This window comes from Ruegeria sp. HKCCD6428, assembly GCF_013110595.1.
GTDB lineage: Bacteria > Pseudomonadota > Alphaproteobacteria > Rhodobacterales > Rhodobacteraceae > Ruegeria.
In genome coordinates this window covers 40,237-54,986 of the sequence record NZ_WVQX01000010.1, presented here as the reverse complement: position 1 = coordinate 54,986, position 14,750 = coordinate 40,237, and the positions used below count along the sequence as shown (strand labels likewise).

General features: G+C 60.5%; 15 protein-coding genes. 9 read left to right on the top strand and 6 right to left on the bottom strand.

Annotation, left to right across the window (positions count from 1 at the left end; translation table 11 throughout):
• The first annotated feature begins 11 nt into the window (after window positions 1–11).
• The 3 genes from grxC to GS620_RS18525 are packed head-to-tail and all read left to right on the top strand — an operon-like array spanning window position 12 to window position 1,552.
• Window positions 12–269: a glutaredoxin 3 gene (grxC, locus tag GS620_RS18535; RefSeq protein WP_152459773.1), complete on the top strand. Its 258-nt coding sequence runs from the start codon at window positions 12–14 to the stop codon at window positions 267–269.
• Window positions 269–1,099: a carbon-nitrogen hydrolase family protein gene (locus tag GS620_RS18530; protein ID WP_171617367.1), complete on the top strand. Its 831-nt coding sequence runs from the start codon at window positions 269–271 to the stop codon at window positions 1,097–1,099. The genes grxC and GS620_RS18530 overlap by 1 nt, the downstream gene beginning before the upstream one ends.
• 12 nt (window positions 1,100–1,111) lie before the next feature.
• Window positions 1,112–1,552 (top strand): MarR family winged helix-turn-helix transcriptional regulator, encoded by a 441-nt coding sequence (locus tag GS620_RS18525; protein WP_171120173.1) that lies wholly within the window; start codon window positions 1,112–1,114, stop codon window positions 1,550–1,552.
• 4 nt (window positions 1,553–1,556) lie between these two features.
• Here GS620_RS18525 and ubiG read toward each other — a convergent pair whose 3' ends face one another.
• Complete coding sequence (gene ubiG, locus GS620_RS18520) at window positions 1,557–2,303, bottom strand: bifunctional 2-polyprenyl-6-hydroxyphenol methylase/3-demethylubiquinol 3-O-methyltransferase UbiG (RefSeq protein WP_152459776.1); 747 nt, start codon at window positions 2,301–2,303, stop codon at window positions 1,557–1,559.
• Window positions 2,304–2,351: 48 nt separating this feature from the next.
• Here ubiG and pip point away from each other — a divergent pair, with 48 nt between their 5' ends.
• The 6 genes from pip to infB all read left to right on the top strand — a co-directional run bounded on the left by pip (window position 2,352) and on the right by infB (window position 9,646).
• The gene (gene pip / locus GS620_RS18515) at window positions 2,352–3,329 is read left to right on the top strand and encodes a prolyl aminopeptidase (RefSeq protein WP_171617366.1); all 978 of its coding nucleotides are present in this window, start codon (window positions 2,352–2,354) and stop codon (window positions 3,327–3,329) included.
• A complete protein-coding gene (locus GS620_RS18510; protein ID WP_171617365.1) occupies window positions 3,326–4,147 on the top strand; it encodes an ABC transporter substrate-binding protein in 822 nt (273 codons plus the stop codon). The genes pip and GS620_RS18510 overlap by 4 nt, the downstream gene beginning before the upstream one ends.
• A 160-nt stretch (window positions 4,148–4,307) precedes the next feature.
• A complete protein-coding gene (rimP, locus tag GS620_RS18505; RefSeq protein WP_170386826.1) occupies window positions 4,308–4,898 on the top strand; it encodes a ribosome maturation factor RimP in 591 nt (196 codons plus the stop codon).
• The gene (gene nusA / locus GS620_RS18500) at window positions 4,898–6,517 is read left to right on the top strand and encodes a transcription termination factor NusA (RefSeq protein WP_152459780.1); all 1,620 of its coding nucleotides are present in this window, start codon (window positions 4,898–4,900) and stop codon (window positions 6,515–6,517) included. Before rimP ends, nusA begins: the two co-directional genes overlap by 1 nt.
• A 22-nt stretch (window positions 6,518–6,539) precedes the next feature.
• Window positions 6,540–7,163 carry an RNA-binding protein gene (locus tag GS620_RS18495; protein ID WP_171206370.1) on the top strand — a complete coding sequence of 208 codons (624 nt, stop codon included), beginning with the start codon at window positions 6,540–6,542 and terminating at the stop codon, window positions 7,161–7,163.
• 8 nt (window positions 7,164–7,171) lie between these two features.
• The gene (gene infB, locus GS620_RS18490) at window positions 7,172–9,646 is read left to right on the top strand and encodes a translation initiation factor IF-2 (RefSeq protein WP_152459782.1); all 2,475 of its coding nucleotides are present in this window, start codon (window positions 7,172–7,174) and stop codon (window positions 9,644–9,646) included.
• 68 nt (window positions 9,647–9,714) lie between these two features.
• Here the strand turns inward: infB and GS620_RS18485 are convergent, their stop codons facing one another.
• The 5 genes from GS620_RS18485 to GS620_RS18465 form a co-directional block, all read right to left on the bottom strand.
• A complete protein-coding gene (locus tag GS620_RS18485; protein WP_171331646.1) occupies window positions 9,715–10,542 on the bottom strand; it encodes an alpha/beta hydrolase in 828 nt (275 codons plus the stop codon).
• 3 nt (window positions 10,543–10,545) lie between these two features.
• Window positions 10,546–11,430 carry a tryptophan 2,3-dioxygenase gene (locus tag GS620_RS18480; RefSeq protein ID WP_171617364.1) on the bottom strand — a complete coding sequence of 295 codons (885 nt, stop codon included), beginning with the start codon at window positions 11,428–11,430 and terminating at the stop codon, window positions 10,546–10,548.
• A gap of 64 nt (window positions 11,431–11,494) precedes the next feature.
• Window positions 11,495–12,523, bottom strand: coding sequence for an L-threonine 3-dehydrogenase (tdh, locus tag GS620_RS18475; RefSeq protein ID WP_171617410.1), 1,029 nt, complete (start codon window positions 12,521–12,523; stop codon window positions 11,495–11,497).
• A 19-nt stretch (window positions 12,524–12,542) separates the two neighbouring features.
• Window positions 12,543–13,493, bottom strand: coding sequence for a PLP-dependent cysteine synthase family protein (locus GS620_RS18470; protein ID WP_171617363.1), 951 nt, complete (start codon window positions 13,491–13,493; stop codon window positions 12,543–12,545).
• Window positions 13,490–14,677, bottom strand: a complete 1,188-nt coding sequence (locus GS620_RS18465; protein WP_171617362.1) for a glycine C-acetyltransferase — start codon at window positions 14,675–14,677, stop codon at window positions 13,490–13,492. Before GS620_RS18465 ends, GS620_RS18470 begins: the two co-directional genes overlap by 4 nt.
• Window positions 14,678–14,750: the final 73 nt, after the last annotated feature.

Here is a 14,750-nt window from a genome sequence, read left to right as displayed (position 1 = left end):
GGGACCGGAACATGAAGCCCGTAGAAATCTATACCTCGCCGCTCTGTGGTTTTTGCCACGCGGCCAAACGTCTGCTGAAGCAGAAAGGCGTTGAGTTCAAGGAAGTTGACATTCTGATGCACCCCAAACGCAAGCCCGAGATGATCCAGCGTGCAGGCGGCAAACGCACGGTGCCTCAGATTTTCATCGGGACACAGCATGTGGGCGGCTGCGACGACCTTTACGAGCTGGAGCGGCAAGGCAAGCTTGACCGTCTGCTTGCCGCCTGATGAAGACCGCGCTGCTGCAAATCACCTCGTCGGATGATCCGGTCGAAAACCTGGACATGGTGCGCGCCATGGCGGCCGACGCGGCAGGGCAGGGCGCGCGGTTTATCCTGACGCCAGAGGTCACGAATTGCGTGTCAAACAGTACGACGCGGCAAAACGAGGTTCTTCAGCACGAAGAAGACGACATCACCTTGGCCGGCCTGCGGGATCAGGCCGCCCGACTGGGCGTGTGGGTGTTGATCGGGTCACTGGGGATCAAGACTCATGACGCTGACGGGCGGTTTGCCAACCGGTCTTTCATGATCGATCCGCAAGGTCGGATCGTGGCGCGTTACGACAAGATCCATATGTTCGACGTGCAGGTCACCGAGACCGAGACGTTCCGCGAATCAAAGAACTACCGCCCCGGCGAACAGGCGGTCATAGCCGAAACTGATTTTGGCAAGGTGGGTTTGACCATCTGTTATGACATCCGGTTTCCGTACCTGCATGCGGCTTTGGCGCAGGCAGGCGCGCGAATCCTGACCGTTCCGGCAGCGTTTTCACCTGTTACGGGCGCCGCGCATTGGGAATCGCTGTTGCGGGCCCGGGCGATCGAGACAGGCTGTTGGGTCTTGGCCCCCGCGCAAACGGGGGAACACCCATCAACGCGCGGAAAGACGCGTTTTACCCATGGGCACAGCATGGTCGTCGACCCCTGGGGAAAGGTGCTGATCGACGCAGGTACCGATCCGGGCATTCACATTTTCGATTTGGATGATAGTTCTGTGACAGAGGCACGCCGCCGCGTGCCGTCGTTGACACACACCCGGTCTTTCACTGGACCCTGACAGAATTGAACAATGACGGAAGACACCAACGCCCTTGCGGTCACGCTGTTCAGCGAGATCCTGACCGCGGATCAGTTGTTGCGCAACCGGCTCAGCCGGGTGCTGCCCAAGGGTATGGAAATTTCGCATTTCTCGGTGCTGAATCATCTGGTTTTCGTCGGGGACGAACGTAGCCCGGCGCAACTGGCCAACACGTTCCACGTGACCCGTGGCGCGATGACCAATACTTTGGCCAAGCTCGAATGGGCCGGGTACATCCACATCCGCCCCGACTGGGACGACGCCCGCCGCAAGATGGTGGCGATCAGCCCCGCAGGCCGCCGGGCGCGCGATCAGGCGATTTCCTCGATTGCCCCGCTGATCAACCGCGTGGTCGGAGAGCTCGGGCCGGACCGGGTCCGCAGCGCCCTGCCAGTGCTTCGGGATTTGCGCATGCAGTTGGAGGGGGAATAACCCCCTACTGTGGCTTCACGCTCGCCGTCACGTAATTCACGCTCAAGTCCCGATCCGAGATGGACCAGCTCCAAAGGATCGGGTTGAACACGAACCCCTTGCGGTCCACCGGGTCCAGCCCGGCCTGACGCAGCAGGTCAAACAGCTCGTCCGGCGTAATGAACTTGTTCCATTCATGCGTGCCGCGCGGCAGCCAACGCATGACGACCTCGGCCCCGAAAATCGCCATGGCGTAGGATTTCGGGTTGCGGTTGATGGTTGAACAAATCTCCAACCCGCCGGGTTTGAGCAAGTGACGCGTGGCGGTCAGATAGGACAGGGGATCAGCCACGTGTTCGACCACTTCCATGTTCAGCACAACATCGAATTGCTCACCGGCAGCGGCCATGTCCTCGGCCGTGGTATGGCGATAGTCGATCTTCAGCCCGGACTGTTCAGCGTGAATGCGCGCCACGGGCAGATTGCGTTCCGCGGCGTCGGCGCCCACAACGTCGGCCCCAAGACGCGCCATTGGTTCGCTCAGCAGCCCGCCGCCGCAACCGATATCCAGCAGGCGCAGGCCTTCCAACGGAATAGGCGACTTTAGGTCGCGATCGAATTCTCCGGCGATCTGCTGCGTTATATAGTCCAGCCGGCACGGGTTAAGCATGTGCAATGGTTTGAATTTTCCGTGCGGGTCCCACCATTCCGCGGCCATCGCCTCGAATTTTGCGATCTCGGACGGGTCCACCGTGTTCGGATGCGCTTGCATTCCTGTCTCCGTGTGCTCTTTTACGCTTAAGGACTATATAGGGCCATAATGGACAAGTACCCGGACCAAAAGCGCGCAGTTCAATATCTGTACCCGCCGATCGACCCTTTCGACCAGCGGATGGTCGATATGGGCGATGGGCACCGTATTTATGTGGAACAATGCGGTAATCCTGACGGCATACCCGTCGTGATCCTGCACGGGGGGCCGGGTGGGGGGTGCAGCCCGGCCATGAGGCGATACTTCGATCCACAGGCCTACAGGGTGATTCTGTTTGACCAGCGCGGATGTGGCCGGTCGCGCCCCACCGCCTCGGTCGAGGACAACACGACGTGGCATCTGGTGGCCGACATAGAGCGGCTGCGCAAACTCTTCGAGATCGAAGAATGGATCGCTTTTGGCGGAAGCTGGGGGGCGACTCTGGCGTTGATCTATGCCCAGACCCATCCCGATCGCGTCAGTCGATTGGTGTTGCGCGGGGTGTTCCTTGCGACTCAGGTCGAGCTTGACTGGTTTTACGGCGGCGGCGCCGGGCGGTTCTGGCCCGAGCAATGGCAGAAATTCACCTCGCTGCTGCCCGAGGTTGAACTGGACGACACCATTGCCGCCTATAACAAACGTCTGTTTTCGGGCGACCGCGCGACAGAGATCCTGTATGCGCGGGCCTGGTCGCATTGGGAAAACGCGCTGGCCTCGATCCACACCAACGGATCGGTTGGCGAAAGCCCCGGCGAATACGCGCGCACCTTTGCGCGGCTCGAGAATCACTATTTCACCAACAAGGCGTTTCTGGAAACGGACGGGCAGATTCTGGAACAGATGGACCGGATCGCGCATATTCCCGGCCATATCGTGCAGGGGCGCTATGACATGATCTGCCCGCCGCAGGCCGCCTGGTCGCTGGCGGAACGCTGGCCGAATGCCGAACTGAAGATGGTTCGTCAGGCGGGGCACGCCCTGTCCGAGCCGGGCATCAGCGCGGAACTGGTGCGAATCATGGACCGTGTGGCGGAGGGTGTCGCATGACCCGCATCGATCGCCGTGCTCTCTTTGCCTCTGGTGCCGCTGCCGCATTGCTGGCGGCGACAGGAGCATCCCTTGCCGGTACGCCCAAGAAAGGCGGGACATTGCGTCTGGCCGTTCCGCGCGATGACAGCCTCGAGCAAGTGGCGCGTGGGGCCGTTTTCGACACAATGACCGAAATCGCCCCGGATGGTACGTTGCGCGGTGAGCTTGCGACCGGATGGCAAACCGACGCTGAAGCACGGGTCTGGAACTTTGATCTGCGTGATGACGCGGTCTTTCACGATGACGAACCGTTGCAGATTGCTGATGTCATGGCCGTTCTGGCCGAAATCGGAAGGCCCGAGGCGCTTGCCCCCAACCGCCTGCGGCTTGAACTTGCCGAGGCAAATCCCGGATTGCCTTTCCTGCTGGCCGACAGCCGCTTTGTTGTTGCGCGCGCCGGTGAAACCGTATCCCCGTTGCGCAAGGCCAACGGCACCGGCTGCTATCGTGTCGAACGGGCAGAAGATGGCCGCCATTTTCTGGGCCGCCGTGTCGAGGGGCATTACAAAGATGGTCAGGCCGGATGGGCTGATGCGGTCGAGGTCATTGTAATCCCGGACCCCGCCGTGCGGGCCGAGGCGCTGCGGGACGGGTATGTCGATATCGCGGCGCTTCCGGATCGGGCCGGAATGCGAGGCACGCGCGGTGTCCGGTTCCACCCGTCCGAGGCCGACATGGCCCTTGCCGTATCGGATGCTGTCGGGATGCCGCGGCAGATTGCCGGGAACGGTGCGCTGGACGATGGCCGCATCGCCGAACGGTGGTGGATGGTGTAAATCCGAATGCGAATCCCTCGGGGGGTTGCAGACTCGGGCCATCCTGCGTATATGCAGTTTCAACAGCGGCGCGTTGGACTTCTGGTCCAAGGCTCCACCGGAAAGTTCGACGGGCCGCGCGCCCGTTTTTTTGTGCCCGACTGACAGGGTAGAGTACCAGATGACAAACGACCTGATAGCAAAAGCTGCCATTGACCGGCGACTGGCCGAGATCATCACGCCCGTGATCGAGGATCTGGGGTATGAGCTGGTCCGCATCCGCCTGATGAGCGGCAAGCAGACCACGCTTCAGATCATGGCCGACAAGCCCGATGGCGGTATTGAAGTGGATGACTGCGCCGAAATTTCCAACGCGGTCAGCGCCACGCTGGATGTCGAGGATCCGATCCTTGACGCCTATACGCTCGAGGTGTCGAGCCCCGGTATCGACCGCCCTCTGACCCGTCTGAAGGATTTCGAGACCTTCGAAGGGTATGAGGCCAAGATCGAGACCGCCGAACTGATTGACGGCCGCCGGCGCTTCAAGGGCGAATTGGCCGGGATCGAAGGGGACGAGGTTCTGATCAACATCCCCGAGGGGTCTGAGACGATCACCATCGGTCTGCAATTCGACTGGCTGAGCGACGCCAAGCTGGTCCTGACCGACGACCTGATCAAGGAAATGCTGCGCCAGCGCAAAGACGCGGGTGCCCTGAACGAAAACGCTTTCGACGAGATTGAGACCGAAGGGTCCGAAGAGGAGACGAACTGATGGCAATCACCTCAGCCAACCAGCTGGAGCTGCTGCAGACCGCCGAGGCCGTGGCCCGCGAAAAGATGATCGACCCCGGCCTGGTTGTCGAAGCGATGGAGGAATCGCTCGCCCGTGCCGCCAAGAGCCGCTACGGCGCCGAGATGGACATCCGCGTCAGCATCGACCGCAAGACCGGCAAGGCGACGTTCACCCGTGTTCGCACGGTGGTCGAAGATGACGAGCTTGAAAACTATCAGGCCGAAATGACCGTCGAGCAGGCAAAGCAGTACATGGAATCGCCCGAGGTTGGCGACGTCTTCGTCGAAGAAGTTCCACCGGTTGAAATGGGTCGGATTGCGGCTCAGTCCGCCAAGCAGGTCATCCTGCAAAAAGTGCGCGAAGCCGAGCGCGACCGTCAGTACGAAGAATTCAAGGATCGTGCGGGCACCATCATCAACGGTGCGGTCAAGCGCGAAGAGTTCGGCAATGTCATCGTCGATCTGGGCGGGGCCGAGGCGGTTCTGCGCCGCAACGACAAGATCGGCCGCGAAAGCTATCGTCCGAATGACCGCGTGCGCGCCTATATCAAAGAGGTTCGCCGCGAAGTGCGTGGCCATCAGATCTTCCTGTCGCGCACCGCGCCGGAATTCATGGCCGAGCTGTTCAAGATGGAAGTGCCGGAAATCTATGACGGCATCATCGAGGTGAAGGCCGTGGCCCGTGACCCCGGTTCGCGCGCCAAGATCGCTGTGATTTCCTATGATGGCTCGATCGACCCCGTCGGTGCCTGCGTGGGTATGCGCGGCAGCCGTGTTCAGGCCGTTGTGAACGAGCTTCAGGGTGAAAAGATCGACATCATTCCGTGGAACGAAGATCAACCGACTTTCCTGGTGAACGCGTTGCAGCCTGCCGAGGTCTCCAAGGTGGTTCTGGACGAAGAAGCCGGCAAGATCGAGGTCGTCGTGCCCGAAGAACAATTGTCGCTGGCCATCGGTCGCCGCGGTCAGAACGTGCGTCTGGCCAGCCAGCTGACCGGTCTGGACATCGACATCATGACCGAGGCCGAAGAATCGGCCCGCCGTCAGAAGGAATTCGAAGCCCGTACCAAACTGTTCATGGACAGCCTGGATCTGGATGAATTCTTTGCTCAGCTGCTGGTCTCGGAAGGCTTCACCAACCTCGAAGAGGTTGCCTATGTCGAGATCGAGGAACTGCTGGTCATTGACGGCGTTGACGAAGGTACCGCGCAGGAACTGCAAACCCGCGCCCGCGAATTCCTGGAAGCACAGGCCAAGGCGGCACTGGATGCGGCGCGTGAATTGGGCGCCGAGGACAGTCTCATTGAATTCGAAGGTCTGACACCCCAGATGGTAGAGGCGTTGGCCAGGGACGACGTGAAGACTCTGGAAGACTTTGCAACTTGCGCCGACTGGGAACTGGCCGGTGGCTGGACGACCGTCGATGGTGAGCGTGTCAAGGATGACGGTGTATTGGAGCCTTTCGGCGTAACGCTGGAAGAGGCGCAAGATATGGTCATGACGGCGCGTATCCTGCTGGGTTGGGTTGATCCGGCCGAGCTGGAACAGGCGGAAGAAGACGCCGACGGCGACGCAGCAGACGAGGAGGTCGAGGCCTGATCTCGGGCTTCGGGTGGCGTGTATGAGTCGCGGTGGCGCCCATAAGGATCGGTCCGACGGACCCGAGCGCAAGTGCATCGCCACGGGCGAGGTGCAGCCCAAATTCGGGTTGATCCGCTTTGTGGCGGGGCCGGACGGTCAGGTTTTTCCGGATGTCGCGGCGAAATTGCCCGGGCGGGGGGTCTATGTGGCGGCGGATCGTGCCGCCCTGGACAAGGCCGTTGGCAAGAAACTGTTTGCGCGGGGGTTCAAGGCGCAGGTGTCTGTGCCCAAGGACCTGGCGGAAAAGGTTGAACAGCAGATCGCGCGGCGCGTTATCGAGCTGCTCAGCCTGGCGCGCAAGTCCGGCGACGCGGTCGCCGGGTATGAAAAGGTCAAGACGTGGCTGGACCGGGAAGAGGCGCAGGTGCTGATTCAGGCCGCTGATGGATCGGGGCGCGGCAAGTCCAAACTGAGCACGCCGCACTTCGGGAAATACATAGGTTGGCTGACGGCAGACGAATTAGGACAGGCATTTGGGCGCCAAACGGTGATTCATGCTGCCTTGGCCTCTGGCGGACTCGCCAAACGTGTTGTAGAGGAAGCGCAGCGCCTGCGTGGCTTGCGCGAAACGGATGACGGCGGCAGGGGCCGCGCGGAAGGGTAAGTAGCTTTATGAGCGATAATGACGGCAAAAAGACATTGGGTCTTCGTGGCGGGGCACGCCCCGGAAATGTGAAACAGAGTTTCAGCCACGGACGCACCAAGAATGTCGTGGTGGAAACCAAACGCAAACGCGTGGTGGTTCCCAAGCCGGGCGCAGCAAAGCCGGGTGGCGGTGCTGCACCTTCGGGTGATCCGTCGCGTCGTCCTGCGGGCATTTCCGATGCGGAAATGGCGCGCCGCATGAAGGCGTTGCAAGCGGCCAAGGCACGCGAGGCCGAAGAGGCCGCGGCGCGCGAGGCTGCTGAAAAGGCGCGCGAAGAAGAGCGCGCGCGCCGCCGTGCGGAACAGGAAGCCAAAGAACGCGAACAGCGCGAAGCCGAAGAGCGTGCGCGTCAGAAGGCTGAGGAAGAAGAACGCAAGCGCAAAGAGGCGGAAGAAGCTGCCAAGCGCGCCGCTGCCGCGCCCGCACCGGAAGAGCCCAAAGCAGCTCGTGCCCCGGCCAGCAAACCTGCGCCGGCAGCCACGCCGCGCAAACAGGATCGCGAACGTGAGCAGCGTGGTCGTGGCAAAGGTCGCGACGACAACCGCCGTTCAGGCAAGCTGACTCTGGGTCAGGCGACCGGTGGCGAAGGCAACCGTCAGCGCTCGATGGCCGCGATGAAGCGCAAGCAGGAGCGTGCGCGTCAGAAAGCCATGGGCGGTGCCGTTGAACGGGAAAAGGTGATCCGCGACGTACAGCTGCCCGAGGCGATCATGGTCTCGGAACTGGCCAACCGTATGGCCGAGCGTGTGGCTGACGTGGTCAAATCGCTGATGCAGATGGGCATGATGGTCACGCAGAACCAGACCATCGACGCAGACACCGCGGAACTGATCATCGAAGAATTTGGCCACAAGGTCACTCGCGTATCCGATTCGGATGTTGAAGACGTCATCAAAGAGGTCGAAGACAGCGAAGACGATCTGCAGCCGCGTCCGCCGGTCATCACCATCATGGGTCACGTTGACCACGGCAAGACCTCGCTGTTGGACGCAATCCGCGACGCGCGCGTTGTGGCGGGTGAGGCCGGTGGCATCACCCAACATATCGGCGCGTATCAGGTGAAAACCGATGGCGGCACCACGCTGACCTTCCTCGACACTCCGGGCCACGCGGCGTTTACGTCGATGCGCTCGCGCGGCGCTCAGGTTACGGATATCGTGGTTCTGGTCGTCGCGGCTGACGACGCGGTGATGCCGCAGACGATCGAAGCGATCAACCACGCAAAAGCGGCCGAAGTGCCGATGATCGTGGCAATCAACAAGGTCGACAAGCCGGATGCAAACCCGGACAAGGTGCGCACCGATCTGCTGCAGCACGAAGTGATCGTTGAGAAAATGTCCGGTGACGTCCAGGATGTCGAAGTGTCCGCAATCACGGGTCAGGGTCTGGACGAATTGCTGGAAGCCATCGCGCTTCAGGCCGAGATTCTGGAACTGAAAGCAAACCCGAACCGCGCCGCCCAAGGTGCCGTAATCGAGGCGCAGCTGGACGTGGGTCGTGGCCCGGTTGCCACGGTTCTGGTTCAGAACGGCACGCTGCGTCAGGGCGATATCTTCGTTGTGGGTGAGCAGTACGGTAAGGTCCGTGCGCTGATCAATGACAAGGGTGAGCGCGTCAAGGAAGCTGGCCCCTCGGTTCCGGTCGAGGTTCTGGGCCTGAACGGTACGCCCGAAGCGGGCGACGTTCTGAACGTGACCGAGACCGAAGCGCAGGCCCGTGAAATCGCCGCTTATCGCGAACAGGCCGCCAAGGACAAACGCGCCGCGGCAGGTGCCGCGACCACCCTTGAACAGCTGATGCAGAAGGCCAAGGAAGACGAGAACGTGGCCGAGCTGCCGATCCTCGTCAAAGCCGATGTGCAGGGTTCTGCCGAAGCTATCGTTCAGGCGATGGAAAAGATCGGCAACGACGAAGTGCGCGTGCGTGTGCTGCACTCGGGCGTGGGTGCGATCACCGAGACGGATGTTGGTCTGGCGGAGGCTTCCGGCGCGCCGGTCTTTGGCTTCAACGTCCGTGCCAACGCATCGGCGCGGAACACGGCAAACCAAAAGGGTGTCGAGATCCGCTACTACTCGGTGATCTATGACCTAGTCGACGACGTGAAAGCGGCCGCGTCCGGCCTGCTGAGCGCCGAGATCCGCGAAAAGTTCATCGGCTATGCCGAGATCCGCGAAGTCTTCAAGGTTACCGGTGTCGGCAAGGTTGCCGGGTGTCTGGTGACCGAAGGTGTTGCCCGCCGTTCGGCAGGCGTTCGCCTGCTGCGCGACAACGTAGTGATCCACGAAGGCACGCTGAAGACCCTGAAGCGCTTCAAAGACGAAGTGGCCGAGGTCCAGTCGGGTCAGGAATGTGGTATGGCGTTCGAGAACTACGATGATATCCGCCAGGGCGACGTGATCGAGATCTTCGAGCGCGAAGAGGTTACCCGCACCCTGGATTGATCCCAAGCGGGACGGAGACAAAAAAACAGCGGCACCGATCGGGCCGCTGTTTTTGTTTGAAAAATGCCTCATTGCGTGTCGGGCTGGAATGTCCCGGAATGCAGGATGATGTCGAAATGGTGCATTCCGTGTTTCAAGGCAAAGCTGACCGAGTGCCCGGCCTTGCGCAGCCGTTCCGCATAGTCGCGGCTTTGACGAATGAATTCGCCGGTGTCCCGTTCCCCCACTGAAACATGATAGCGGGGGCCCGGTGGGGGCAGGTTGCGGATCGGGGACAGATCGTTCACTTCGACCGGGGTCAGGTGCAGCGGATCATTCACGGATGTCAAACTGATGGGTTCCAGATCATATACACCGCTGATCAGAAGCACGTCACGCACACGCAGCCCGGCGCGGGCCAATGCGCCGGCCGAGGTTGCCATGACCATGCTAGCCAGATGAGCGCCGGCACTGTGCCCTGACAAGGTGATCCGCGTCGGGTCGAATCCCAGTGCCTCGGCCTGTGACGCAAGCCACAGAAGGGCGTCGCGGCATTCGTCGACCATTTGATCCAGCCGCGCATCTGGGGCAAGCGTGTAGTTCAAGGTGGCAAAGGATTGCTCGGCTTCGATCAGCGCCGGGGCCATCATGGCCGATTCGCGCTGGCTGAGATCCTGCCAATACCCACCGTGAACAAAGACATGCAACGGAGCGCCGGCCCCCTTCGCAGGAAAGAAATCCAGCACCTGGGCCGGGGTGTCGCCATAGGCCAGGTTGGCCTGAACGGGCAGCTCGGCACGGGCTTGCGCACTCAGCGTTTGGTAGCTGGCCAGATAAGGGGTCAGGTCGCCACCGATCATCGAACTGGGAGAGTATTCCCGCTCCAGTTCGGCTTGTGAAAATCCGCGATACAGCATGGCTTAGCACTGCCCGCTGTACATCAGTTCCGTCCGCACATCATAGAGGTCATGGAAGAACCGCAACTCAAGTGCTTTTCGCAAGAAAGCCACGCCGCTGGAACCTCCGGTACCGGGTTGCATTCCGATCACACGTTCAACCGCGGTGGCGTGGTCAAAGCGCCAGCGTTGAAACAGGCTTTCCACATCCATGAGCTTTTCTGCCAGCGCATACAAATCCCAATATTTGTCCGTGTTGCGGAACACGTCGACCCAGATCTGAACCACGCGCGGATCACCGGAATAGGGTTCAGAGTAGTCCCGCTCGATCAAGTCCCTTGGAACGTCGAACCCCTGTCGGGCCAGCATGTGCAACACTTCGTCATACAGGGACGGTTTGGTCAGGGCGGCGTTCAGCATCTCCATCACCTCGGGATCATGCTCGTGCACTTTCAGGGTCGATGCATCCTTGTTGCCCAGAATGAATTCGATCTGCCTGTACCCATAGCTTTGAAACCCGGAAGAGTTGCCGAGGGCCTGCCGAAACGTCATATAGTCGGCCGGCGTCATGGTCAGCAGGGTTTCCCAGGCCGCAATCAATTGCCGTTGAATAGCCTTGATGCGGTCGAGGTTTTTCATGGCGGGTCCGAATTCGTCTTGTTGCAGGAACCGACGCACCTCGACCAGTTGGTGATGCATCAGTTTCAGCCACAGCTCACTGACCTGATGAATGATGATGAACAGCATCTCGTCAGGTTGTGCGGGGTCCTGAAAGGTTTTTTGCAGGTTCAGCAGCGTCTTCAGTTGCAGGAAGTCGCCATAGCTTTTGCGGTGAGTTTCGGCGAAATCAGTGACCAGGGTGTCTTCGACCCCCCGTTGCAACAGACGATCGTCTTTGTTCTCGCCCATCTCATGTCTCCCTTGTGCAAGTTCTGCAACTGTCTAGGGGCTGAGGTTGCAACTTTCCAGCGCGTTAGGTCCAGTCCAGAACAACCTTGCCGGACAGGCCTGATTTCATCGCGGAAAACCCTTTGGCGAAATCATCAACCGCAAAGCGATGCGTGATCACGCGGGACACATCCAGACCGTTTTGCAGCATGGCGATCATCTTGTACCACGTCTCGAACATCTCACGCCCATAGACCCCCTTGATCGTGATCGCCTTGAACACGATGCGCGACCAGTCGACCGGAGATTTGCCCGGAGGAATCCCCAGCAACGCGATCTTTCCACCCATCACCAACGCTTCGACCATCTGGTCCAGGGCGGCTTGCGAGCCGGACATCTCAAGCCCGACATCGAACCCTTCTTTCATCCCAAGCTCGGCGATGACGTCCTGCAAGCCCTCGGTGGATACATCGACGGTCCGCACGGAAGGAACCACATGTTCGGCCAGTTTCAATCGGTCTGCGTTGATGTCGGTGATGACCACGTTGCGTGCACCCGCGTGACGAGCGACGGCAGCGGCCATAATGCCGATGGGGCCCGCACCCGTGATCAGAACGTCCTCGCCCAGCAAATCAAAGCTGAGGGCAGTATGCACCGCATTGCCCAGCGGATCGAGGATGGCTCCGATCTCATCTGGTATGTTGTCGGGCAAGGGAACCACGTTGAAGGCAGGCAGTTTCAGATACTCGGCAAATGCGCCCTGTTCGTTCACTCCAATGCCCCGAGTTCCCGGATCCAGGTGAAACTTTCCGGCGCGGCTCTGACGGCTGTCGGTGGTGATCAGATGGCCCTCGCCCGAGCATCGCTGGCCGATTTCAAGCCCTGTCACGTTGCGCCCGATCTCGACGATCTCTCCGGCAAACTCATGGCCAGTGATCATCGGAACCGGCACGGTATGAGACGCCCATTCATCCCAGTTCCAGATATGGATGTCGGTGCCGCAGATACCCGTCTTGTTGATGCGGATCAGCACATCATCGGGGCCAATTTCGGGGATCGGGGCCTGCACCATCCACAACCCTTCTTCGGGTTTGGATTTTTCCAGTGCTTTCATTGTATTGGGTCGCATATGTTTACTCCCACAAATCGGTCGACAGGTATTTCAGGCCGCTGTCACACATGACGATGGCGACACAGCCGCCTTCTTCGGGGCCGCGCAGCAGTTCAATTGCCGCGGCAAGATTCGCGCCTGCCGAATAGCCGGCGAATATCCCCTCGGTCCGGGCCAGAAGCCGGGCGCAATCCCGCGCGGCCTTCCCCGAAACAGCTAGGTGTCCTGCCAATCGGCTATCCTTCAAATGCACCAGATCACCCATGGCGTAACCGCCGCCCTGAATGGGATGGTCCGGGGTCGAAACCGGCTCACCGGCCAAAGCGCGCGCGCCCGCAGGTTCCACGGCATAGCACCGCACGCCGTGCCGGTTCAGATACTCTGCCGCTCCGGCCAGCGTTCCGCCCGACCCTGCAAAGTCGCAGAATGCCGTGACGGTGCCTTCGGATTGCGCCCAGATCTCGGGCCCGGTCCCGGTTTCGTGGGCCTTGGGGTTTCCCGAATGGCCAAATTGATCCGCACGAAACGCGTTGCGTGCGGTCGTGATGCGTTTCGCCTCGACATCGACCAGTTCAAGATCGGCCCCAGAGACTTCGCCGGGTTTGCTGCCGGGGGCCTGGGGGACGATCACCACCTCGGCGCCCAACGCGCGCATCATGCGGGCGCGTTCGACCGAGTTCCCCGCGCTCATGACTGCCACGAACGGGTGCCCCAGAATGCCGCAGACAATCGCCAGGCCGGTGCCCATGTTGCCTGAGGTCAGCTCGACCACCGTCTGCCCCGGTGACAAAGTCCCGTCTGCGCGCGCCGTTTCGATGATGGACTTCGCCGCGCGGTCCTTTTTCGAAAGTCCCGGCAGCAAATAGTCAAGCTTGGCGATGATACGCCCGTTCAGCTTCTGCTGGGCACACACGCGCGACAGTTCGACCATGGGGGTGTCGCCGATCACATCGATGACCGATGGAAGGATCATTCGATGACCCCCAGCTCTTTGCCGACCTTGCCAAATGCGGACAGGGCGCGGTCCAGTTCATCCCTGATCAGAGCCGCATTCATCTGCGTTCTGATCCGCGCTTGCCCGCGTGGGACGACCGGAAAGAAGAAGCCCGAAACATAGACGCCTTCGTCGAACAGCCGTGACGCCATGTCTTGTGCCAGCGTCGCCTCACCCAGCATCACCGGGATGATCGGGTGTTCCCCGGGCAGCAGGTCAAAGCCAAGCTTTTCCAGCCCAGCGCGCCAATACTTGGCGTTGCCGAAGAGTTGCGCGCGCAGCATGTCGCCTTCTTCGACCAGACGGATTGCCTCCAACCCGGCAGCGACGATCGAGGGCGGCAGCGAGTTTGAGAACAGATAGGGCCGCGCCCGCTGCCGCAGCAGGTCGATCACTGGCTGCGGCCCGGCGATATAGCCGCCGATTGCCCCCCCAAGTGCCTTGCCCAAGGTTCCCGTCAGAATATCCACATCGACGCCGAAATGATCGGGTGTGCCGGCCCCGTTCGGCCCCATGAAGCCGGTCGCATGGCAATCGTCCACCATGACAATCGCATCGTATTTATCGGCCAGTTCCCTGATTTTCGGCAGGTTGGCCAGATAGCCGTCCATCGAGAACACGCCATCGGTGGCGATCATGATATGCCGCGCCCCGTCTTCGCGCGCCTGTTTCAGCCAGGCTTCGAGGTCGTTCATGTCATTGTTCATGTAGCGATAGCGCTTGGCCTTGCACAGCCGCACGCCGTCGATGATCGAGGCGTGGTTCAGGCTGTCCGAAATGATGGCGTCTTCCGGTCCCAGCAGAGGTTCAAACAACCCGCCATTGGCGTCGAAACAGGCGGCAAACAGGATGGAGTCGTCCTTGTTCAGGAAATTGGCAAGACGTTGTTCCAGTTCGCGGTGAATGTCTTGCGTACCACAGATGAACCGAACCGACGCCATGCCGAATCCTTTGGGTCCCATCGCTTGTGTCGCGGCCTCGATCAGCGCCGGGTGATCCGCCAGACCCAGATAGTTGTTGGCACAGAGGTTGATCACCTGCTTGCCGCCCACAGTGATCTCACCGCCCTGAGGCGAGGTGATCATTCGTTCGCGTTTGTAAAGACCCTCAGATTCGATCTGCGCAAGTGTGTCCGTGATATGGGACAGGAATGCATCTGACATGGCGACCTCCGTTCAACTGAGTCGCACATCTAACATAGCGGATGAAATTCCCAAATAGGGGAAATTCAATATG